Origin of the sequence: Agrobacterium sp. rho-8.1 (assembly GCF_033957725.1) — a bacterium.
Taxonomy (GTDB): domain Bacteria; phylum Pseudomonadota; class Alphaproteobacteria; order Rhizobiales; family Rhizobiaceae; genus Agrobacterium.
Window position 1 is genome coordinate 776,369 of record NZ_CP192788.1, and the last position, 21,968, is coordinate 798,336.

The following is a 21,968-nucleotide window of genomic DNA, read 5'->3' on the forward strand; positions in this document are numbered from 1 at the left end:
GCTCGTCACGCCGGGTCCGTACTTCCTCGTTTCGCCTTGAAGACCATCTTCAGCCGCTGGATGTCCTCCGGTGTCCAGCCTTGCGGTTGGGTGACTTCCAGCCAGGCGTCGATGTAATGTTCAGGCGCGTACACATGGCCGTAGCCCATGGGCGCGGTGGTGGCGGCGGCGACGTCCAGCAACAGTTGCAGTGAGGTGACGACCGGGAACCAGTGGAAGGATGTGGAGATATCGCGGCCGCGTGGCTGCGCCATCCACTGCGGACGGCGATAGAGGGAGGCGGCTTCGAAGAAGGTTACGGGGTCGCTGGCATATTGCAGATAGACGATGCGCATCGGCCCCCATGGCTTATCCGGCATGTGGGCATTGGTGTACTGGTCGGCGAAGCGGATAACGGAGGAATCCCGGAAGGTCGGCAGCCAATAGGGTGAGCCCTCGTTGCGACCTGATGTGGCCATGCGCCATGTGGGGCTGGAAAAGGGAGGGCCGCTCCACAACGCACCCTGGAATGGATCGGCCAGCACATCGTAGAGATCCGAGGATTTCTGGCTGTTGAGCGCACCCAGGCTGAGGCCGTGCAGGTAGAGTTTGGGGCGGGTCTCCTTGGGCAGCGTCGTCCAGTAGCCGTAGATGGTTTCAAACAGCGCGCGGGCGGTTTCCACGCCGTAATCCGGCTCCGTCATCAAGGCAATCCAGCTTGAGAGGTAGGAATATTGCACGGCAACTGTGGCAACATCACCATTGTGCAAATATTCAAGCGTATCAATGGCTTCGGGATCGATCCAGCCGGTACCGGTGGGGACGACGACCAGCATCGTCGCACGCTCGAAGCCGCCGGTGCGCTTCAGTTCTTCCAATGCCAGCTTGGCGCGCTCTGCCGGTGTCTGGCCGGAGTTCAACCCGGCATAAACGCGGATCGGCTCCATCGACGGGCGGCCCGTGAAGGCGGAAATCTCGGTGTTGTGGGGACCCGTTGCGACGAATTCACGGCCGCGGCGACCCAGCGATTCCCACGACATGAGCGAGGCGTCGCTGCCGGTTTTCATGGGATCGGACGGGCGCGGCACATCCGGTTCGATGAGGCTGTCCACCTGTTTGAGCGAACTATCCATGAGCCGCAGACCGACATCCACGATCAACCCGTTGAGCAAGAAAACGGCGATGACGGCGGCGGCTGCGATGCCGACGACATTGGCCAGCGGGCGCGGCAGAAACCGGCGGCTGCGCAGGGAAAACAGCCGTCGCACGATCTGGAACAACCGTCCGAAACCGATGAGAAGCGCAGAGACGGCGATGGCGATGGCACCAGTTTTGAACCGATGGGCACTATCCAGCGGGTCGAGCTCCATCAACACGCGAATGGAATTCTGCCAGGTTGCCGCCTGCCAGAGAAACCCCACGGCGGCGACGACGGCCGCCAGCGAGACGACAAAGAGAACACCGCGCTTATCATGCCGCGAGGGCTGCGGCAGGCCGAGATAGATGGCGACATCCTTCAGAAAAACGCCGATGAGATACCCGATGGCAAAGGAAAAGCCGCACAGAACCCCCTGCATGACATAGGTGCGGGGAAGCAGCGATGGCGTCAGCGACGCGCACAGCAACACCGTGCCGACGACGATGCCCGTGCTGGAAAGCGGCATGACCAAGCGACTGATCCATCTCAAGATTTTGCTTCCTTCACGGTTGTTGGCGGGGACACTGTAATATGGCGCGGCGGTGTATGGAAGAAAAGTTGCGGAATAAATTTCAGTGAAATAGGAAAATAGTCCTTGACGGCGTGACGGTCGTTTGGTAGTGTTTAGGTACAGTCGGAGACGTGTGGGTGGTGGCGGTTTACCTCTCTTCCTGCGGGAGAGATAGCCCGCCGCACCCTACTGCCCCGAAGCCGGGGAAGCAAAACAGATGACATCGACAATCAACGACGACCTCTCGCTCTACCGCGAGTGGCCACAAAAACCTGTGTATGCGTTGACCGCAACGCTCGAAACCAAATCTCAGTCGCCTGACGACGCATCCGGTACCATTGACGGGCCGGATGGCTTGTGGCGGCTGCTGAATGAGATGACGACGGAGATGCGGGAGCAGTTTCTGCTCTTTCGCGAATTGCGCGAAGGGGCGGGGCCTGCGCTGGATGGTGCGGCTGACGAGGCTCTGGCCAAATTGGCGCGGGCCGATGTGAAGGCTGCGACGGATGCGATGTCGCTGATCGTTCGCACGCTGGAAAAGATCGACACGCTGCAACGGCAATTGGCGCGCGACCGAGAGGTTGCCGCCGAAAGCGATGCGGAAAATCAGGACTATGAAGAGGCGGTCGCCTTTTTCCAAAGGCGGATTGATGAGCTCGTCGAGCAAAAAGTGCGGGCGAAGCTTGTCGCAGCCGGTGTTCCTGCGAACGAGCAAACGGCTGAAAGCGCAAAATGAAGCGGCCAAGGCCGTTCTGAGCGGGTACATCGCTGGTGATCCCGCTGTGCGCAGAGAGGAAATGCGGTTGCGTATGGACACTCTGCTGGCCGAACGACATCAGCGTAACCATGTGTTTCGGCTGAAATACGACTGGCGGATGGTGGGTAGCCTCGTGCAGCAGCCGCCCGACGGTGACTGGCGCAACTGGTTGCTGATTGGCGGTCGCGGCTCCGGCAAAACCCGGGCCGGGGCCGAATGGGTGCATCGCATCGCGTCCTCCGGCGACCATTCCGATCTGCGGATTGCACTGGTGGCGGAAACGCTGGGGGATGCCCGCGAGGTGATGATCGACGGCGTTTCCGGTATCTGCAGGATCGCCCGACGAAAGAGGCCGGATTTCGAAGCGTCTCGTCGCAGGCTGATATGGCCGAACGGGGCGATGGCGCAAATCTTCTCTTCCGAAGACCCGGAAAGCCTGCGTGGACCGCAGTTTCATTTTGCCTGGGCCGATGAGCTGGCGAAATGGCGGTATGCGCAGGAAACCTGGGACATGCTGCAATTCGGCCTGCGACTGGGTGACCGGCCGCAGCAACTGATAACCACGACGCCGAGGCCGATACCGCTGTTGAAGACGCTGATGGCCGATCCAGGCAGTCATGTCGTTCGGATGCGCACCCATGACAATGCGGCCAATCTTTCGCCCGGTTTCATCGATGCCATGATGAAACGCTATGGCGGGACGCGGCTGGGGCGGCAGGAACTGGACGGCGAGTTGATTGCCCAGCGCGACGATGCGCTATGGAAGCGGGCGGATATCGAAGCGATTTTCGATGACAGGCCGGATTCTCTGGCACGGATCGTGGTGGCGGTGGACCCGCCAGCGGGAAGTGGCGAAGGATCCTGCTGCGGCATCGTGGTGGCGGGTATCGGTATCGATGGTCGGTTCTGGGTTCTGGCGGATTGTTCCGCCGAGGGCGCGACACCGGCAGGCTGGGCACGCGCCGTGGTGGCCGCGCATCATCGTTTCGAGGCCGACCGGGTGGTGGCGGAAGTCAACCAGGGCGGCGAGATGGTGAGTGCCATGCTGAAAAGCATCGACGCCAACCTGCCCGTGACCATGGTGAGGGCCAGCCGGGGCAAGTTTACCCGCGCCGAACCGGTTGCGGCACTCTACGAGCAGGGCCGGGTGCGCCATACAGGCCGGTTTGAAAAACTGGAGGACCAGATGACCGATTTCGGCCCGGACGGTCTATCCTCGAAAAAGTCACCCGACCGGCTGGATGCGCTGGTCTGGGCGCTGACGGCCCTGGCGATGGACACGATGGCCGAGCCACGCGTGCGAGGGATGTGAGGGCTTCGACAATCTTTCCCCTTGGGGGAGGGGTAACCCGTGACACGCTTCAAGCCTGCATTTGCGAAAACGCGGAGCGCCCGCGAAGGCCGATAACGGCCTATCACGAGCGGTTTCAAATTCCAGTGCCGGGGCGATTGACGCCCCTGACCAAATTACTTCTTGGGAGCCTGCGAAGGTTTTGTCTGCGCGCTGACTTCGCGCATCTGACGCCATTCGTTTTCGAGACGGTCATAGGTCGTCTGGGGGATCGTCGCGTTCATGGCATTCCTCCTTGGCGGGTTGGCGCTGTTCATTGCGCGGGGTCAAACAGAGTAGGCGGCCAGAGGTTCCCCAATTCAAGGTAAATTTTTTCCTTAAAACGGTTCGCAAGAAATAAAATCGATTAGGATTTTTTTAAATCGATTTAGGTGTGGCAATTTAAAAATCAAAACCTCAGGTTTAATGACCGATGATGGAGACAGGCGATGATGGTGTTGGATATCCAGCGTTTCTTTGCGATGATTCGCACGGCTCCTTTTTCCGGGAGATTGACCGCAGGGCAGGTGCGGGGCACCGAACTGATCGTCGATGTCTTCGCCGACAGAGCACCCGATGGCGATGCTCGTCACTTGGCCTACATGCTGGCAACCGCCTTTCACGAAACTGCAGCGACGATGCAGCCGGTGCGCGAGACGCTGGCTGCCAGCGACGATGCCGCCATCCGCATTCTCGACCGGGCCTATGCCGCTGGGCAACTGGGCCAGGTGCGCACGCCCTATTGGCGGCGCGATGCCGAGGGAAAAAGCTGGCTGGGGCGCGGGCTGGTTCAACTGACACATAGGCGAAATTATGAGGCGATGTCTGCTGTGACCGGCATCGACCTCGTGGAGCGGCCCGAGCGGGCGATGGAGCCGCAGGTCTCCGCGACCATTCTGGTCGAGGGAATGTTGCGCGGCAGCTTTACCGGCAGGCGGTTGTCGCAATATTTCGATGCCCGGCGCGCCGACTGGGAAGGTGCCAGAGGCATCGTCAACGGCACGGATCGCGCGGCGCTGATCGCCGGTTACGGCCAGACGTTTCACGCGGCGTTGACGGCGAGCCTGATTGAACAGCCAGCGGTGGGATGATAGCGATTTCCACCCGAGATTTTGCATGACAGGTGCTTCCATGATCCGCCACATCGTTTTCTTCACTGTGCCTGAAGCCAACCGCGAGGCCGTGCGCACGGGGCTTTCCGGCCTGACCGGCATTTCCCACGCGCTGAAACTGGAAATCGGTGAGAACGTGAAGAAAGACCAATGGGGCAATGCGGTGGACTTCATCGTCTACGGCGAATTCGAAAACGAAGCGGCGCTTGCTGCCTACAAGGCCGACCCAGCCTATGCGCTTTCGACCGATACGGTGAAGCCGTTGCGCGACACGCGTGTGGCGGCTGATTTCGACAGCGACAGGGCGGTGAAGGTGCCGATACGATAAGTCAGCTTTTGGCCCCACCATCTGAGCCACCCCCACGGGTGGCTTTTTTGTTTTCTTTCAAAGGAAATATCCATGCGATTTTTTGGTTCTTTGCCGTGGCGGCGCCCGGTGGAGCGTGCGGTTGTGCGCGAAGAAAAGGCGGCGGGCGGGTTTCTGGTGCTCTCTGGTGAGGCGGGACGGGCGCATTGGTCTGGCCGGGGGTATGGCGCGCTGTCACGCGAAGGGTTCATGAAGAACCCTGTGGCGCACCGGGCCGCCAGAATGGTGGCGGAGGCTGCAGCGTCCGTCAGCTGGCTGTTGTATGAAGGTGACGACGAGATTGGCGAGCATGCTTTGTTGCGGTTGCTTTCGCGTCCCAACGGGCAGATGAGCGGGCCGGATTTCTTCGAGGCGCTCTATGGTCATCTGCTGCTGTCCGGCAATGCCTATATCGAGCCGCTGATGGTGGGGCAGCGCCTGCGCGAGCTGCATTTGCTGCGACCGGACCGCGTCAGCATCATCGAAGGGGCCGATGGTTGGCCAGCCGCCTTCGATTACCGCGCCGAGGGTCGCGCCGCGCGGCGGATTGCGGCGGATCGTGATCGGCTGGGGTTGCTGCATCTGAAGCTGTTCAACCCGCTAGATGACCACTCTGGGTTTTCGCCACTGGCGGCGGCGGGTGCGGCGCTGGATCTGCACAATGCCGCCAGTATATGGAACAAGCGGCTGCTGGAAAACTCCGCCCGTCCCTCCGGCGCGCTGGTCTATCCACCGAAAGAAGGCGGCAATCTCTCCACCGACCAGTATGAGCGGCTGAAACGGGAGCTGGAGGAGGGTTACGCAGGCGCTGTCAATGCGGGTCGCCCACTGCTGCTGGAGGGCGGACTGGACTGGAAGAGCATGGGGCTCTCGCCCAAAGACATGGATTTCATGGAGGCCAAGAATGGTGCGGCGCGGGACATTGCGCTGGCACTCGGCGTGCCGCCGATGCTGCTGGGTATTCCCGGCGACAACACCTATGCGAATTATCAGGAGGCCAACCGGGCGTTTTACAGGCTGACGGTGTTGCCTTTGATCAACCGCACGGCTGCGAGCCTCTCCAGTTGGCTGGCACCGCTGTTCGACGGTGCGTTGCGGCTGGAGCCGGACCTTGACAGGATTGCGGGCTTGTCCAGCGAGCGGGATGCGCTGTGGGCGCGGGTGGGGGCGGCGGCGTTTCTGAGCGATGAGGAGAAGCGGGAGGCTGTGGGGTATTGAGGGAGGGGGGCTCACGGGAGTGTCGCTTCATATTAAACGGCAGCGGGTGTGGTTTTACCCCCCTCTGCCCTGCCGGGCATCTCCCCCTCAGGTGGGGAGATTGGCTGGGCGCGCACTCATTAATCTCTTTTAAACGCTCAATGTAACCGAGAGATAACCGCGATTTGATCTCCCCCCTTGAGGGGGAGATGTCCGGCAGGACAGAGGGGGCTGCCAAGAACACAACGCTATCGAATTTGTCCCGATCGCGCGAGGTTCCACCGTTGAACCACTGTCTCAACAACCGGAATCGATCTGCGAAGGTTTGCCCGCAAGCTGCTCCGATGACTCGAGAAAACTGCAAAAAATTCTACTGCGGGTGCAAGGCATCCGCTGCGCAACTTTGCCTACTCTAACCCGGAATGGTTACCCATGTCTGAATTTGCCAACGAGGGCAGCATCTGGGCTGCCCGCTTGACCGGGGCCGTGGCGGGTGCCGGAGTGTCCTTGATCTATCTGCTGCCGCAGACCCACCGTGAGGCGGCCAGCCGGTTTTTGACCGGGCTTGCCTGCGGCGTGATCTTTGGCGGGCCGGTGGGGCTGTGGATCGCCCAAAGGTTGGGTATCTCCGCTGCGCTTTCGAGCCAGGAGATCATGCTGACCGGTTCTGCTGCTGCCAGCCTTTGCGCATGGTGGGGGCTGGGCGTGATGGTGCGGATTGCCGAGCGCTATTCGGCGCGGCCCAAGCTCTGAGCTGATCCGTCAGCGCAAATTCCTCAAAATCGCAGGAGAATTTCATGCACGCTTATCGCGGGCCACGGCCCGCCACGCGCAAATTTGCCAATCTGGAACTGCGCGACATTGCCTTTGACGGCACGTTTTCCGGCTATGCCAGCGTGTTCGGCGAGGTGGATCTGGGGCGCGACGTGATCGAGCCGGGGGCTTTCAGTCGCTCCATCGAGGAGCGTGGAGCCGCTGGCATTCGCATGCTGTACCAGCACGACCCCGCCCAGCCGATCGGCGCATGGCGCACCATTCGCGAGGATGAGCGCGGCCTGTTCGTGGAGGGTGTGCTGGCGCCTGGCGTGGCGCGGGCGAAAGAGGTGCATTCGCTGATGAAGACGGGTGCGCTGGACGGGCTTTCCATCGGCTTCCAGACGGTGCGGGCGGGCAAGGCTGCGCGCGGTGGCATTCGCCGCATTCTGGAGGCCGATCTCTGGGAAATCTCCGTCGTGACCTTTCCCATGCTGCCATCGGCCCGCGTTTCCAACGTCAAACATTCCAGGTTCTTTCGCGACCGGGAGACCGAGTTGGTGCGTGCCATGCGCCTGATGGCGAAGAGCCTGGCGGATCGTAGCTTCCGGCGGTGAGACGCCGCTTTCTCCCCTCCCACACAAATATCAACAGAGGAAGACAAGATGACAGAACAATCCGTGGCACCGCAGATCAAGGCCGTGCCGGACACGATGACGGCGGCGTTCGACGATTTCATGGAAGCCTTCGAGGCGTTTCGTGAAACGAATGACGAGCGTCTCGGTGATATCGAGCGAAAGATGGGGTCCGATGTCCTGACCCGTGAAAAGCTCGACCGGATCGACAAGGCGCTGGACGACAACAAAAAGGTGATGGATGAGCTTTCGCTGAAAAAGGCGCGTCCTGCGCTGGGGCGTCGTGGTGCGGCATCTGCAGAAACCGAAGAGCACAAGGCAGCCTTCGAGGCCTATATTCGCCGGGGTGACGAGGGCGCGCTGCGCGATCTGGAGGCCAAGGCGTTTTCCGGAAGTAGCGGTGCGGATGGCGGCTACTTGCTGCCCAACGAAACGGACAGCGATATCGGCCGGCGCATGGCGGTGGTTTCGCCCATGCGTGCGCTGGCAACGGTGCGGCAGGTTTCCGGTGCGGTGCTGAAAAAGCCGTTTGCGCCGAGCGGCATGGTGACCGGCTGGGTTTCCGAAACGGCGGCGCGGCCGCAGACCAACACGCCGCAACTTTCGGAGATGACGTTTCCGACGATGGAACTGTACGCAATGCCGGCGGCGACGCAGGGGCTGCTGGATGATTCCGCTGTCGATATCGAGGCATGGATTGCCTCTGAAGTGGATGTGGCTTTTGCCGAGCAGGAGGGGACGGCCTTCATTTCCGGCGATGGCGTGAACAAGCCGAAGGGCCTTTTGGCCTATGACACGGTGGCCAACGGCGATTGGAGCTGGGGCAGGATCGGCTATCTGGCGACGGGTGTGGCGGGTGGTTTTGCCTCTGCCGGGCCGCTGGACACGCTGATCGACACGGTCTATTCGCTGAAAGCCGGGCATCGTCAGAATGGCGCCTTCCTGATGAACCGCAAGACCCAATCCACGCTGCGTCGCTTCAAGGACACCACAGGCAACTACATATGGCAACCGCCAGCTTCCGCTGGTCAGGCGGCACTGTTGATGGGCTTTCCGGTGGCCGAGGCCGAGGACATGCCGGATGTGGCAGCAAACAGCACGTCCATCGCGTTCGGGGATTTCCGCGCCGGTTATCTGGTGGTGGACCGCACCGGCATCCGCATTCTGCGCGACCCCTATTCCGCCAAGCCCTATGTGCTGTTTTATACCACCAAGCGCGTGGGTGGCGGGGTGCAGAACTTCTAGGCGGTGAAGCTGGTGAAGTTTGCGGTGAGCTGAGTGGTTTTAGCGCTTTCGCCATGCCGGGGCTAGCCCGGCATGGTGGAGGACGAACGTAAACGTCATCGCTTGTGGCTTCCCCCCCTCTGTCCTGCCGGACATCTCCCCCACAAGGAGGGAGATCGACTCGTTGAGACGTCAGCCCCCTCTTGAAGGCTGCTGAGAGAGTGGCGCGCTTGCGTCTTGCCGATCTCCCCACCTGTGGGGGAGATGTCCGGCAGGACAGAGGGGGGTGTGCCACACGCGATGACAGTACTGCTGCAACGAAGCTGACACCCAAATCCCCCGGAGAGACCATGACCTATGCACAACTCACTCCGCCACAGGCGGAGGCGCTGACGCTTGCCGATGTGAAGGCGCATTTGCGGATGGATGGCGACGATGAGGATGCGCTACTGACATCATTGATCGCCACCGCGCGCGACTATCTGGAGCGCCAGATCGGGCTTTGCCTGATGCGCCAGAGCTTTCGGCTTTACCTCGACGACTGGCCCCTCAACAGCGTGATTCTGATTGCGAAAGGCCCCGTGCAAGCCATCGAAAAGATTCTGGTTTTCGATGATGCGGGTGACCCTTCCGATGTGACCGGAATCGAAAAACTGTTGGATGTCGAGGGCCGTCCCGCACGGTTGTGGGTACGCCAGCCGCCTGCGCCGGGGCAGCCGCTGAACGGCATCGAAATCGATTTTTCCGCTGGTTTCGGAGAGAGCGGTGCAGATGTTCCGGACACGCTGAAGCGGGCGATGCTGGTTCACATTGCGCATATGTATGCGTTTCGCGGCGCGGTTTCGCCTGCTGACCAACCCGCCGGTGTGCCGCGCGGATATGAGCGGCTAATCGCACCATTCTGCAGACTGGGGCTTTGAGTGATGAACCTGACCTTTCTCGACCCCGGCCAACTGACCGCGCGGCTGGAGCTTGAAACGCCTGACGATCTGCCCGACGGGCAGGGCGGCGTAACGGCGGGGTGGGTGGTTCTGCGGTCTCTATGGGCGGCCATCGAGCCGGTTTCGCAGGGCGCTTACGAACGGGCCTCCGCCGATGGTGTGGCGATCACGCATCGGATCTGGGCCGGATTTCGCGATGATATCCAGGCGGGCATGCGGTTTCGAAAAGGGGCACGGGTGTTTGCGGTAAGATCCGTTATTGACCCGGATGAAACGGGCCGCTTCATCGTCTGCCGCTGCGAGGAGGAAAGCCGATGAGGGCAGGCAATGCGCTGTTGCAGGCCGTGCATGCGCAGCTTGTCCGCGATGCCGAGCTGGTGGGGATGGTGGGGCGTAGCGGCATTATCGACCGATTGTTGCCGAGGGCGGTTTTGCCCTGCGTGGCCTTTGGCGAAATCGAAAGCCGCGATTATTCAACAGGCTCCGAGCGCGGTGAAGAGCATTTTCTGACCATCGAAGTCTGGAGCGAAGAGGGCGGGCGAAAACTGGCGCAGGACATCGCCGTGCGCATTCTGGCCCTGCTTGACGACGCGCCGCTTTTGCTGGGCGGGGAAATTGCGTTGGTCAGTCTGTTCTTTCGCAACAGCCGCTCGGTGCGGCAAGCGAAGTCGAAGCAGTTTTTGACGGAGATTCGGTTTCGGGCGGTGACGGAGTAACCTCAATTCGAAAGGAAAAACCATGGTGACGCAGAAGGGGAAAGACCTGCTGCTGAAAATCGATAATGGTGGGGCGTTCGTGACCGTTGCCGGGCTGCGCACGAAGCGGTTGGCATTCAACGCCGAAAGCGTTGACGTGACAGACGCGGAAAGTGCCGGGCGCTGGCGGGAATTGTTGGCGGGGGCAGGCATTCAGAGGGCAGGGTTGACGGCATCGGGCATATTCAAGGACCAGCAGAGCGATGCGCTGGTGCGCGGGCAGTTTTTTGCGGGCAGCATTCCTGGCTGGCAGATTGTTATCCCTGATTTCGGCACGGTGACGGGGCCGTTTCAGGTGACGGCGCTGGAATATTCCGGGCGGCACGACGGCGAGGTTCAGTTCGAGATCGCGCTGGAATCGGCCGGTGCCATTACCTTTGGAGCGTTGTGATGGGAGCGGCGAATTTTGGACGCGCCAACCGTAGGCGGGGCGAGGTGGAAGCGGTGCTGGATGGCGAAAGGCGCATTCTGTGCCTGACGCTGGGGGCGCTGGCGGAACTGGAAACCGCCTTTGCAGCCGATGATCTGACCGACCTAGCAGCACGGTTCGCGAGTGGCCGGATGAAATCTGCGGATATGATCCGCGTCATCGGCTCTGGCCTACGCGGCGCGGGCAACGTGCTGTCCGACGACGATGTGGCGGGGATGAGCATCGAAGGTGGTGTTGCGGGTTATGCGACCATCGTGGGCGACCTTTTGACCGCGACCTTTGCGGGCACCGGCGCAGAGGGACAGGCCACGCCATCCCCCTGATGGCCGCAGCGGGTGCAGATAAACCGCGTGAGACACAGCCCTTTCCCTGGGGGCAGGTGATCCATGCGGGCCTGAGCCTTCTGCGGCTTTCTCCTGATGTGTTCTGGGCGCTGACCCCGGTGGAGTTTTTTGCCATGACCGGTGGGATGCGGGCCAAAGATGGCGGACTGGACCGGGTTGGTATGGAGGGGTTGATGCGGCGGTTTCCGGATAATTAGTCACGGCGAAGGCTTGGCGGCCTTCTTCGGACGTCCGCCCTTTGCGCCATTGGCGCGGCTGGCGGCGGCTTTTGCGACTGAGCGGCTCTGGCCACCACGGCGTTGCGATTCCATAAAGGCGCTGCTGCCGAATATGCCGCTCATCAGGCCAGTGATCGTGTAATCCACATCGAGGCTTTCCCAGTGCAGGCCGGTTTCGCCCAAAAGCTGTACTTCGGCAAGCTGCGTGGATGTTGCCAGTTCCAAGCCTTCGACGGACCGGACTGGAAAAATGAAGGATGCGCCATTGGTGAAATCCACGATGACCCGTTCCGACGCCTGATCAAACCGGACAGCGTTTGGCACAGGGCGTTCGGCGCGTTCGTCTGCCCAGCGTTTTTTGGCCTGTGCCAGTTCCTGATCGCTGATTTCAACCATGATATTGCCTCCAGATATCGAGAAAAAGTCGCTGGTTTTCTTCAATGACAGCCACTGCACGCCGCACATCCCGGTCTGACATGGCACCCTGCGTTATGACTGCAAGATTGACGATATCGATACGGCTTTCGCCTTCACCGTAGACATGTACGTCGGGCGGCTCGTGATCTGCGGTATAGATGACGAAACGCATTCCGTGCTGACGAAGGACAGTAACCATTCACTATTTAACCTAACAAGTTGGGTTTTTCAAGTTGTGTGGCAATTGTTGCGTCATTCCAATCCCCTACCTTCCAAACTTGAATCAGAAAGGCAAGGCCGATGGCGGATGAGACGGATTTTGCGGGTAACCGCGAAGAGGCGGAGGCTTTGGCGTCCGTGATGGACGATCTGAAGCGGCGGTCGCAGCGGTTTGGCTCGGCGCTGACATCTGCCCTGCAGGCGGCAACCGTCGGCGGCAAGGGGCTGGACAGCGTCTTGCAGGGGCTGGGCCTGCGGCTGTCCAATATTGCGCTGTCTGCCGGATTGAAGCCGCTGGAGAATATGCTGTCCTCCGCCGTCAGCAATCTTGCCTCTGGTGCGGGATCGCTTTTCGCGTTTGCCAATGGCGGCGTGCCGGGGCGGGTGACGCCGTTTGCCGAGGGTGGCGTGGTGTCCAGCCCGACGTTTTTTCCGATGGGTGGCGATATGGGGCTGATGGGTGAGGCGGGCAGCGAGGCGATTTTGCCCTTGAAGCGTGGGGCGGATGGTTCGCTGGGCGTGGCGTCCGCCGGTGGGGGTAGCGGCACGCAGATCGTGTTCAACGTGACGGCGAGCGATGCGGCGAGTTTTCGGCGTAGCGAAGGGCAGATTGCCGCAATGCTGGCGCGGAGCGTCGGACGCGGGCAGCGGGGGCTGTGAGAGTCATTTAGCGTTGAGTTTGTGGCTTACCCCCCCTCTGTCCTGCCGGACATCTCCCCCACAGGTGGGGAGATCGATTCGTGGTTAGCTTCCGCCCATCTTGAACGCTGCTGGTAAAGCGGGCGTTTGCTCCCAGCCGATCTCCCTCCTTTAGGGGGAGATGTCCGGCAGGACAGAGGGAGGTGAGCCAAGCCCGCTGCCGCGCTTGAGTAAAATCTCATTTTAATCCAGGAAAATCAAAATCATGACGGCATTTCATGAGGTGCGGTTTCCGTTGCGGCTGGCACTGGGAACCAGTGGCGGGCCGGTGCGGCGGACGGATATCGTCAACCTGTCCAATGGGCGAGAAAACCGGAACCAAAGGTGGCGCAATTCACGGCGGGCTTATGATGCGGGGTCCGGTGTTCGCTCTGTGGGTGACCTCTACGCCGTGCTGGCGTTTTTCGAAGCGCGGGGCGGGCAACTTCATGGGTTCCGGTTTCGTGACCCTGTGGATTTCCGGTCCTGCCCACCGCTGACAGTGCCGAGCGCGATGGATCAGCGGATTGGGACCGGCGACGGGGTGACGGCGGCGTTTCCTTTGGTGAAGACCTATGCCGATGCGGGCGGGGGCTGGACACGGACCATTGCCAAACCGGTTGAGGGCTCCGTGGTGGTTTCGGTGAACGGTATTGCGACGACGAGTTTCAGCACCGACCACGCGACCGGCATCGTGACCTTTGCGGCAGGCCACGTGCCTGCGGCGGGTGCGGCTGTCAGGGCGGGTTTCGAGTTCGATGTGCCTGTGCGGTTTGATATCGATCGCATTGATGTGAGCCTTGCAACCTTCGAGGCCGGGCGCATTCCTTCCATTCCACTGGTGGAGATTTTGCCGTGAAGACAGTTCCAGAGGATTTTGCAGCACATCTGGAGGGCGAGGCGACGACGACGTGCCATTGCTGGAAGGTCAGCCTTCGCGACGGCGCTGTGTTGGGGTTTACCGAACATGACGAGGCACTGACGTTTGATGGAGTGACCTATGTGGCCGCAAGCGGTTTTCAGGCTGGCGAAAACGACAGCGAGACAGGCTTGGCGGCCAGCAGCGGTGAGGTCGCGGGCGGGTTTTCCAGCGAGGCGGTGAGCGAAGTTGATCTGGCGGCGGGTCGCTATGACGGCGCGCGCGTGGAGCTCTACCGCGTTAACTGGCAGGTGCCGCAGCAGCATGTGTTGCTGAAGGTGCGCGAGATCGGCGAGGTAACGCGGGCAGGCGGCGCCTTCAAGGCGGAGTTGCGCAGTTTCGCCCACAGGCTGAGCCAGCCGCAGGGTCGCGTCTATGGCAGGCGATGTGATGCGGCGCTTGGTGATGCCAGATGTGGAGCCAATGTCGCGGCGTTTCAGGCTGCGGGCACGGTGATTTCCGTCGATGGTACCGGACGGATTTCGGTGTCGGGGCTGGCGGGTTTTGCAGAAGGGTTTTTCAGGCAGGGTAAGCTGGCGTTTTCAAGCGGCCCGAATGCAGGCCGCAGTTTCGACCTCGATGACCATACGCTGCGGGACGCCGTCGCAAGCTTCAGTTTCTGGCTACCGCTGGAGGCGTCAGCACAGGCGGGTGACACATTCACCGTGGTGGCGGGATGCGACAAGAGCTTTGCAACCTGCAAGGCGAAATTCGCCAACCACCTGAATTTTCGTGGCTTTCCGCATATGCCGGGAGCGGATTTCGCCTATTCCTATGTGACGAGCCGCACCCAGCACGATGGTGGAGCACTGTTTTCATGAGCGACATCGGTGAACGGGTTCTGGTGATGGCCGATAGCTGGATCGGCACGCCGTACCGGCATCAGGCCTGCCTGAAAGGTATTGGTTGCGATTGTCTGGGGCTGGTGCGCGGCCTCTGGCGCGAGCTTTACGGAGATGAGCCGGAATTGCCGCCGCCTTACGCGCGCGACTGGGCCGAGCGAGGTGGCGAGGACCGGTTGTTGGCCGCCGCGTTGCGGCATTTTCTCCCGGTTGCCAGCATGGCAAACGCGCTGCCGGGCGACATGCTGCTGTTTCGCTGGCGCCCGGATTTCGCGGCCAAGCATGTGGGCATTCTGGCCGATGCCGACCACTTCATTCACGCCTATGAAGGGGCCTCCGTGCTGCGCTCGGCCCTGGTGCCTTCGTGGAGAAAACGTATCGCTGGCATATTCCGATTTCCGCAGAGGTGAGTGATGGCAACCCTTGTTTTACAGGCGGCAGGCGCTGCCCTTGGCAGTATTTTCGGGCCGGTTGGCACGATCATCGGCAGGGCGGCCGGGGCATTGGCGGGTAGCGCGGTGGATAGCGCCCTGCTGTCATCATCGCGAACGGTAACGGGTGCGCGGCTCTCCACGGCTCGTATTCCCGGGGCAGACGAAGGGGTTGCGATCGCACGGGCTTACGGCACGGTGCGCATCGGAGGTACGTTGATCTGGGCAACGCGTTTTGAGGAAAACATGACGCGGGAAAGGCGGGGTGGAAAAAGCAACAGCAGTGGCACGACCACCGTCGAAACCTACAGCTATTTTGCAAACCTAGCGGTTGGCCTGTGCGAAGGCGAAACCGCGATGGTCAGGCGTGTATGGGCGGACGGACAGGAGTTGGACCTGACCGGCATCGAGATGCGGTTCTACTCTGGAAGCGACACGCAGCGTCCCGACCCGTTGATCGAAGCAAAACAAGGGGCGGGCAATGCGCCAGCGTATCGCGGCCTGTCCTACGTCGTGTTCGAGCGGTTGCCGCTCGACAGCTTCGGCAATCGCATTCCGTTGCTGCAGTTCGAAGTGGTGAGACCGATCGGCAAGCTGGAAAACCAGATCCGTGCCGTGACGGTGATACCGGGCGCGACAGAGCATGGCTATGCGACGGTTGCCGTCTCCGAGCGGACGGGCGCGGGCGAAAGCCGGGTGATGAACCGCCACACACTGACGGCCGCAACGGACTGGCAGGCCTCCCTCGACGAACTGCAGGCGCTATGCCCCAATCTGACAAGCGTCGCGCTGGTGGTGACGTGGTTCGGGACCGATATGCGCGCCGGGGAATGCCGCGTTTTGCCGGGTGTGGAGGTGGCGTCCCGCAACCGTGAGAGCATCCGATGGTCTGTCGCAGGCGTCAACCGCGGGCAGGCGTGGCCTGTGAGCCAGCGCGATGGCGGTCCGGCCTATGGCGGGACACCGAGCGATGCAAGCGTGTTGCAGGCGATTGCAGACCTGAAGGCGCGTGGGTTGAAGGTGTGTCTCTATCCGTTCGTGATGATGGACGTGCCAGCCGACAATGGGTTGCCGGACCCCTATGGCAACAGGCAGCAGGATGCCTATGGCTGGCGCGGCAAGATTACCTGTCATCCGGCGGCGGGGCAGCCTGGAAGCGTGGACGGCACGGCGGCGGGACGGGCTCAAATCTCGACATTCTGCAATCGTGCGGATGGATATCGCCGCATGGTGCTGCATTACGCGGCGCTGGCGAAACAGGCGGGCGGCGTGGACGCTTTCCTGATCGGTTCGGAACTGCGCGGGCTGACGCGGGTTTGCGATCAGGCAAATGCCTTTCCTTTTGTGGAAGAACTGGTGCGGTTGGCGGCGGATGTGCGCGCCGTTGTGGGAGCTTCGACGAAGCTGACCTATGCAGCCGACTGGAGCGAATATTTCGGATATCATCCGACAGACGGCTCAGGCGATGTGTTCTTCAATCTCGATGCACTGTGGGCAAGCTCTTCGATCGATGCGGTCGGTATCGACAACTATATGCCGCTGTCAGACTGGCGCGACGAGGATGTGCAGACCGGGAACCCGGATGGGTTTGACGGCGCCGATGATGCGGCGGGATTTGGCCGTGCTATCGAAGGCGGCGAGGGATTTTCTTGGTACTATGCCAGTGACGCTGACCGGACGAGCCGCAAGCGCAGCACCATTTCCGATGGATTGAAGGGCAAGCCCTGGGTCTATCGCAATAAGGATCTGGTCGGCTGGTGGCGCAACCGGCATTATGACCGGGTGGGCGGGGTGGAAAAGACAGCACCGACCGCGTGGGTTCCGGGCATGAAGCCGTTGTGGTTTACCGAACTTGGCTGCCCGGCGATCGACAAGGGCGCCAACCGGCCCAACACCTTCATCGATCCAAAATCAGCAGAGAGCGCCTACCCCTATTTTTCTAGCCGTATGCGCTCAGACAGCCAGCAGAGGCGGTTTCTGGAGGCGCATCATGACCATTGGACAGGCGGTTCTGCCCTTCAGGATATGGTCGATCCCGCAAGGATTTTCGTCTGGACATGGGATGCGCGACCGTATCCTGCCTTTCCGCAGGACACCACGATTTGGAACGATGGCAGCAATTGGCGCACCGGACATTGGCTGAATGGTAGGCTGGGGGCGACCACGCTGGCCGATCTCATCGCCGCAGTGTTGAGCGATCACGGTTTTGCGGATTTCGACGTTTCTGCCGTGACCGGCGATGTGGCCGGTTATGCGCAGGGCGATGTGACGGCGGCGCGCAGTCTGCTCGAGCCGCTGCTGGACGCGTTTCAGGTTGATGCGATCGAGGATGGGGCGAAGCTTCGGTTCGTTTCACGCGGGCGTGCTGCGACCAAGACGAGGGTGATTTCCGCCTATGCGGATATCGAGGACACAGCACTCTGGTCGGAGGCGCGTGGGCATGAAAGTGATTTTGCAGCCGAAGCAGTGCTGACGGCGTTCAATCCGACGCTGGATTACGAACAGGCGAGCGTACGGTCCCGCCGCATCGACAATGCCGGAAACCGGGTGCTGCGGTATGATATCGGTGCCGTCGTTGCGCAGGAAACGGCGCAGAATGCTGTGGAAGCGTTGCTGCGTGACAACCGGTTGGCGCGCCGCACGGTGAGCTTTTCGATTGGACCCAGCGAGATCGCCCTCGATGCCGGTGACTGCGTGGAGTTGGCTGGTGGGCCGACCGGTCGCTTTCTGGTGAGCCGGATCGAGGATGGCGATGTCAGGCGCGTCGAGGCGCGGGAGTTTTCAATCGCCGTCAGCACGGTGTCTGGCGCAGTCGAGGCGCCGCGCGATGGCGGTGGTAACGCTTCGAGCGGGTTCGATCCGGATATCGTCCTGATGGATATGCCGCGATACGAAACTGGCGATGCCCAGGCGTTTGCGCGGGTTGCGGCCTTTGCCAAGCCTTGGCGGCGAATGGTGCTGTCTGCGTCTGCGGGGCCCGAAGGTTACGAGACGAGGGCCATGTTGGACCAACCCGCGAAAATCGGTTCGCTGGTGGGTCCTGTGCCAAGGGGTGTCATCGGGCGGTTCAACAGTGCGGACGCGATCGAGATGACGTTGCCCTATGGCGATCTGGCGTCAGTCTCCGACCTTGCCGTTCTGAACGGCGCCAACCGTATTGCCATTCGTTGTGCCAATGGTGCGTGGGAGGTTGCCGCTTTTGCAAAGGCGGAAGAGATCGCTGCAAAGCGGTGGCGTTTGACCCGGCTCCTGCGCGGCCTTGTCGGGACGGAGGACGCGATGGCATCAGGCGCAGTTAACGGAGCTGAGGTCGTCATTCTGGATGCGGGTGTCGTTGCGATGGGCCTGCGCGGGGACGAGAGGGGCCTGCGACTGAACTGGATCATCGAGGCGGCAGGCGCGCAAATCGCGAGTGTCGGGCCATTTACTTTTGCAGGCGGAATGCGGGCCGAAACGCCGCTGGCACCGGTGCATTTGCGAGGTAAGCGCGGGGCAGACGGCGTGCTGTTGACATGGGTACGGCGCGGGCGGGTTGAGGCCGATGGCTGGGACGCCGCCGATATTCCACTCGATGAAGTGTCCGAACGATACCGTATCGAGGTGCTTGCCAACGGTGCGGTTCGCCGCACGATGGAGGTCGCCGCCGCCAGCTGCCTCTATGCCGTCAACGATGAGATGGCGGATTTCGGCGCGGCGCAGACCACGCTTTCGATCACGGTGCGCCAGCTTGGCCGTGCGGTGCCACTGGGCATTGCCGCCAGCGCGAGTTTGAGCCTTTGAATTTCTTAATCACGATAACGTCAACCGAGAAAGGGTAGAGTATGACCGAGACAAAAGCCTGGTACCAATCCAAAACCGTCTGGGGCGCTTTGGTTGCGGTGGCGGCACCACTGCTGCATGTGATTGGCCTGAACCTGCCGGCGGGGTTCGAAAACGATCTAGCCGAAGGGCTGATGACGGTGGCGGGTGGTGTGGGCGGTTTGATTGCGCTCTATGGGCGGTTGGCTGCGACGCGTGCGATTCAGTAGGATTGTACGTTTTAAGGGTTAGCGCGCGTGGCTGCCCCCGCCCTCTTCGTCATGAAGGACAGATGTGAGCCACGCGCGTCGTGGCTCACATCACGCAAATCCACCACACTCCACATTCATTTGCCATTCAGACGCTTTGCGATACATATTTGGCCAGGAATTCGTTTCCCGTGCATCCCAGTTTTCTTTGGAAGTTTTTTGCAATGGCATCACCTCTCATCATCGCGACGCTTGCAGCCGGGCTTTCCGGCTTTCCTGCGCCGCAGGCTGATGTCCAGGGTGCGCCATCGGCGGCACGCGTACATCAGGTTGCAAGCGACTGCAGCTCGGCCGTATCGCGGGTGGTGCGCGAAACCGGCGGCCAGCTTCTTTCGGTTTACCCTTCCAATGACGGCCAGAATTGTGTCGTGACCGTGCTGGTGCAGGGCAATGGCGAGCGCCCTCGCAAGGTGACGATGCGCGTCCCGATGTAGACCGTCGCAATCCCTAAATTTCTGATGTAGACATGATTTGAATGACCGTCACACTGCAGAAGTGACGTGTGGAATGAAAAGGGACTGATAATGCGCATTCTCGTGGTCGAGGACGATACCAACCTCAATCGACAGCTGACCGACGCGCTGAAAGAAGCGGGTTATGTCGTCGATCAGGCCTTCGATGGCGAAGAGGGACATTATCTTGGTGATACCGAGCCCTATGACGCGATCGTGCTCGATATCGGCCTGCCGCAGATGGATGGCATTACCGTTGTCGAGAAATGGCGCGCAAGCGGCAAGTCCATGCCGGTCCTGATCCTGACCGCGCGTGACCGCTGGAGCGACAAGGTTGCGGGTATCGATGCCGGTGCCGACGACTATGTGACAAAGCCTTTCCATGTGGAAGAAATTCTGGCGCGTGTGCGCGCGCTGATCCGCCGCGCCGCCGGACATGCGTCATCCGAGATTACCTGCGGCCCGGTGCGGCTCGACACCAAATCCTCCAAGGCAACCGTCAATGGCGTGACACTGAAACTGACCTCCCACGAATTCCGGCTGCTATCCTATCTCATGCACCACATGGGTGAGGTGGTGTCGCGCACGGAGCTGGTCGAGCATATGTACGATCAGGATTTCGACCGTGATTCCAACACGATCGAAGTTTTCGTCGGACGTCTGCGCAAAAAACTGGGTGTCGATCTGATCGAGACCATCCGTGGTCTTGGCTACCGGATGCAAGCGCCTGCAGATGCGAAGTAACTCACTCACCGCCCGCGTTCTGCTGCTGGCCTCGGCTTGGTCTGCCCTGGCACTGGTGGTAATCGCAGTGGTGATCTCCACGCTCTACCGGCAGGGCGTGGAGCGCAGCTTTACCGACTTGCTGCGCGCCCAACTCTACAACGTCATCAATTCCATTACCGTTTCCAACGAAAATACGCTTGCCGGCAGCCCGCAGCTGGGCGACCTGCGATTTTCGCAGCCTGATACCGGCTGGTACTGGGTGGTGGAGCCGTTGGGCAATTTCCAGACAGCCCCGCTCGTCTCGTCTTCGCTTGGCGTTTCGACGCTGTCGGTTCCAGGCATTCTCGATGTACCCTTCGACAATCGCTACGAGCGCTATTACGTGATCACGGATGAGGCCGGAAACCGTGTGCAGGTGGCTGAAACGGAGGTGGTTCTGGACGGCGAAGGACGGGCAGCGCGCTTTCGTGTGACAGGCAACCTGAACGTCGTGGAAGACGATGTCAGCGACTTTTCCAACAGCCTCTATCTGGCGCTTGCCGTTTTCGGTGTTGGCAGTCTGGTCGTCAACGGCCTTGCCATTCTCTACAGTTTACGACCGCTGGACAGGGCACGTGTTGCGCTGGGCAAGATCCGTGGTGGCGAGGCGGAGCGTCTGGAGGGGGAATTCCCGCGTGAAATCCAGCCTCTGGCGACAGAAGTGAATGCGCTGATCGAAAGCAACCGGCGTCTTGTGGAGCGGGCGCGCATGCAGGTTGGCAATCTGGCGCACTCGCTGAAAACACCGATTGCCGTTCTTCTGAACGAGGCCCGGACGCTGGACAGCCATCATGGCGATCTGGTGCGGGGGCAGGTGGATGCGATGCAGGCGCAGGTTCAGTCCTATCTTTCTCGCGCCCGCATTGCCGCACAACGCGGCTCCATTCTGGCGCGCGTGGAAGCAGAGCCGGCGCTGGAGCGGCTGATGCGCGTGATGCGCCGCCTGAACCCGGAAAAGACATTCGAGCTGGACATGCAGCAACCGGGCGTGGTTCTGGCGATGGAGCAGCAGGATCTGGAAGAGGCGGTTGGCAACCTGCTGGAAAACGCCGCGCGGTTTGCATCGACCAAGGTGGTGATAACCGTTGCTACCGGTTCGCACCCGTCTTCCGACCCGGATGTGACGCGCAGATCGTGGGTGACGTTGCTGGTGGAAGACGATGGGCCGGGGTTGGAGCCTGAGCAGATTACCGAAGCCATGAAGCGCGGCAGGCGCCTGGACGAAAGCCGGCCAGGGACGGGGCTTGGTCTATCCATCGTCAGCGAGGTGGTTTCTGAGTACCACGGCACCTTTGCCATGTCGCGCGGCCCGCTGGGCGGGCTGAAAGCGGAGTTGCTTCTCCCTGGACTTTCGAAAGAGCTTGCATGATGGCCAAAAACTGGCAAGACATTTCGTGACGCATGACCGCGCCAGAATGGCGCGTTGATAAGGAGTGTATTCTTGGTTG

General features: G+C 61.1%; 26 protein-coding genes. 23 read left to right on the plus strand and 3 right to left on the minus strand.

The annotated features are described in order from the left end of the window. Positions 1–5: 5 nt before the first annotated feature. Complete coding sequence (locus RMR21_RS03885; RefSeq protein WP_498670063.1) at positions 6–1,643, minus strand: alpha/beta hydrolase; 1,638 nt, start codon at positions 1,641–1,643, stop codon at positions 6–8. A gap of 262 nt (positions 1,644–1,905) precedes the next feature. Between RMR21_RS03885 and RMR21_RS03890 the strand changes: the two genes are divergently transcribed. From RMR21_RS03890 to RMR21_RS03955, 14 genes are all read left to right on the plus strand, one after another. Then, positions 1,906–2,424 (plus strand): hypothetical protein, encoded by a 519-nt coding sequence (locus RMR21_RS03890; RefSeq protein ID WP_498669407.1) that lies wholly within the window; start codon positions 1,906–1,908, stop codon positions 2,422–2,424. A gap of 73 nt (positions 2,425–2,497) precedes the next feature. Further along, positions 2,498–3,757 (plus strand): DNA-packaging protein, encoded by a 1,260-nt coding sequence (locus RMR21_RS03895; protein WP_498670064.1) that lies wholly within the window; start codon positions 2,498–2,500, stop codon positions 3,755–3,757. A 470-nt stretch (positions 3,758–4,227) separates the two neighbouring features. Beyond that, positions 4,228–4,866 carry a hypothetical protein gene (locus RMR21_RS03900; RefSeq protein WP_498670065.1) on the plus strand — a complete coding sequence of 213 codons (639 nt, stop codon included), beginning with the start codon at positions 4,228–4,230 and terminating at the stop codon, positions 4,864–4,866. A 40-nt stretch (positions 4,867–4,906) separates the two neighbouring features. Then, complete coding sequence (locus RMR21_RS03905) at positions 4,907–5,215, plus strand: Dabb family protein (protein WP_498670066.1); 309 nt, start codon at positions 4,907–4,909, stop codon at positions 5,213–5,215. 72 nt (positions 5,216–5,287) lie between these two features. Then, positions 5,288–6,451, plus strand: a complete 1,164-nt coding sequence (locus RMR21_RS03910; RefSeq protein WP_498669408.1) for a phage portal protein — start codon at positions 5,288–5,290, stop codon at positions 6,449–6,451. 411 nt (positions 6,452–6,862) lie between these two features. Next, positions 6,863–7,183 carry a DUF6107 family protein gene (locus RMR21_RS03915; protein WP_498669409.1) on the plus strand — a complete coding sequence of 107 codons (321 nt, stop codon included), beginning with the start codon at positions 6,863–6,865 and terminating at the stop codon, positions 7,181–7,183. Positions 7,184–7,227: 44 nt separating this feature from the next. After that, the gene (locus tag RMR21_RS03920) at positions 7,228–7,800 is read left to right on the plus strand and encodes an HK97 family phage prohead protease (protein ID WP_498669410.1); all 573 of its coding nucleotides are present in this window, start codon (positions 7,228–7,230) and stop codon (positions 7,798–7,800) included. A 48-nt stretch (positions 7,801–7,848) separates the two neighbouring features. After that, positions 7,849–9,063, plus strand: coding sequence for a phage major capsid protein (locus RMR21_RS03925; protein WP_498669411.1), 1,215 nt, complete (start codon positions 7,849–7,851; stop codon positions 9,061–9,063). A 329-nt stretch (positions 9,064–9,392) separates the two neighbouring features. Next, a complete protein-coding gene (locus tag RMR21_RS03930; RefSeq protein ID WP_498669412.1) occupies positions 9,393–9,962 on the plus strand; it encodes a head-tail connector protein in 570 nt (189 codons plus the stop codon). Positions 9,963–9,965: 3 nt separating this feature from the next. Then, positions 9,966–10,301, plus strand: a complete 336-nt coding sequence (locus RMR21_RS03935; protein WP_498669413.1) for a phage head closure protein — start codon at positions 9,966–9,968, stop codon at positions 10,299–10,301. Further along, complete coding sequence (locus RMR21_RS03940) at positions 10,298–10,699, plus strand: DUF3168 domain-containing protein (protein WP_498669414.1); 402 nt, start codon at positions 10,298–10,300, stop codon at positions 10,697–10,699. Before RMR21_RS03935 ends, RMR21_RS03940 begins: the two co-directional genes overlap by 4 nt. 22 nt (positions 10,700–10,721) lie before the next feature. Further along, positions 10,722–11,129 carry a phage major tail protein, TP901-1 family gene (locus RMR21_RS03945; protein WP_498669415.1) on the plus strand — a complete coding sequence of 136 codons (408 nt, stop codon included), beginning with the start codon at positions 10,722–10,724 and terminating at the stop codon, positions 11,127–11,129. Continuing rightward, positions 11,129–11,491, plus strand: coding sequence for a gene transfer agent family protein (locus RMR21_RS03950; RefSeq protein WP_498669416.1), 363 nt, complete (start codon positions 11,129–11,131; stop codon positions 11,489–11,491). The genes RMR21_RS03945 and RMR21_RS03950 overlap by 1 nt, the downstream gene beginning before the upstream one ends. After that, entirely contained in the window at positions 11,491–11,709 is a 219-nt protein-coding gene (locus RMR21_RS03955; protein WP_498669417.1) for a rcc01693 family protein, read from the plus strand. Before RMR21_RS03950 ends, RMR21_RS03955 begins: the two co-directional genes overlap by 1 nt. Here RMR21_RS03955 and RMR21_RS03960 read toward each other — a convergent pair whose 3' ends face one another. After that, positions 11,710–12,126 carry a DUF2442 domain-containing protein gene (locus tag RMR21_RS03960; protein WP_498669418.1) on the minus strand — a complete coding sequence of 139 codons (417 nt, stop codon included), beginning with the start codon at positions 12,124–12,126 and terminating at the stop codon, positions 11,710–11,712. Then, the gene (locus RMR21_RS03965) at positions 12,119–12,346 is read right to left on the minus strand and encodes a DUF4160 domain-containing protein (protein WP_498669419.1); all 228 of its coding nucleotides are present in this window, start codon (positions 12,344–12,346) and stop codon (positions 12,119–12,121) included. The genes RMR21_RS03960 and RMR21_RS03965 overlap by 8 nt, the downstream gene beginning before the upstream one ends. Before the next feature lie 101 nt (positions 12,347–12,447). Here RMR21_RS03965 and RMR21_RS03970 point away from each other — a divergent pair, with 101 nt between their 5' ends. The 9 genes from RMR21_RS03970 (at position 12,448) to RMR21_RS04010 (ending at position 21,889) form a co-directional block, all read left to right on the plus strand. Continuing rightward, positions 12,448–13,026, plus strand: coding sequence for a phage tail tape measure protein (locus tag RMR21_RS03970; RefSeq protein ID WP_498669420.1), 579 nt, complete (start codon positions 12,448–12,450; stop codon positions 13,024–13,026). A gap of 244 nt (positions 13,027–13,270) precedes the next feature. Next, complete coding sequence (locus RMR21_RS03975; RefSeq protein ID WP_498669421.1) at positions 13,271–13,903, plus strand: phage distal tail protein, Rcc01695 family; 633 nt, start codon at positions 13,271–13,273, stop codon at positions 13,901–13,903. Next, positions 13,900–14,784, plus strand: coding sequence for a phage/gene transfer agent baseplate hub protein (locus RMR21_RS03980; RefSeq protein ID WP_498669422.1), 885 nt, complete (start codon positions 13,900–13,902; stop codon positions 14,782–14,784). Before RMR21_RS03975 ends, RMR21_RS03980 begins: the two co-directional genes overlap by 4 nt. Further along, positions 14,781–15,215, plus strand: a complete 435-nt coding sequence (locus RMR21_RS03985; protein ID WP_498669423.1) for a C40 family peptidase — start codon at positions 14,781–14,783, stop codon at positions 15,213–15,215. Before RMR21_RS03980 ends, RMR21_RS03985 begins: the two co-directional genes overlap by 4 nt. A 3-nt stretch (positions 15,216–15,218) precedes the next feature. Beyond that, positions 15,219–19,016 (plus strand): baseplate multidomain protein megatron, encoded by a 3,798-nt coding sequence (locus RMR21_RS03990; RefSeq protein ID WP_498669424.1) that lies wholly within the window; start codon positions 15,219–15,221, stop codon positions 19,014–19,016. A gap of 41 nt (positions 19,017–19,057) precedes the next feature. After that, positions 19,058–19,264: a hypothetical protein gene (locus tag RMR21_RS03995; protein WP_498669425.1), complete on the plus strand. Its 207-nt coding sequence runs from the start codon at positions 19,058–19,060 to the stop codon at positions 19,262–19,264. Positions 19,265–19,467: 203 nt separating this feature from the next. Then, positions 19,468–19,737, plus strand: coding sequence for a hypothetical protein (locus RMR21_RS04000; protein ID WP_498669426.1), 270 nt, complete (start codon positions 19,468–19,470; stop codon positions 19,735–19,737). Between the two features lie 90 nt (positions 19,738–19,827). Continuing rightward, positions 19,828–20,499, plus strand: a complete 672-nt coding sequence (locus tag RMR21_RS04005) for a response regulator transcription factor (RefSeq protein ID WP_174152779.1) — start codon at positions 19,828–19,830, stop codon at positions 20,497–20,499. Next, the gene (locus RMR21_RS04010; protein ID WP_498669428.1) at positions 20,489–21,889 is read left to right on the plus strand and encodes an ATP-binding protein; all 1,401 of its coding nucleotides are present in this window, start codon (positions 20,489–20,491) and stop codon (positions 21,887–21,889) included. Before RMR21_RS04005 ends, RMR21_RS04010 begins: the two co-directional genes overlap by 11 nt. Positions 21,890–21,968: the final 79 nt, after the last annotated feature.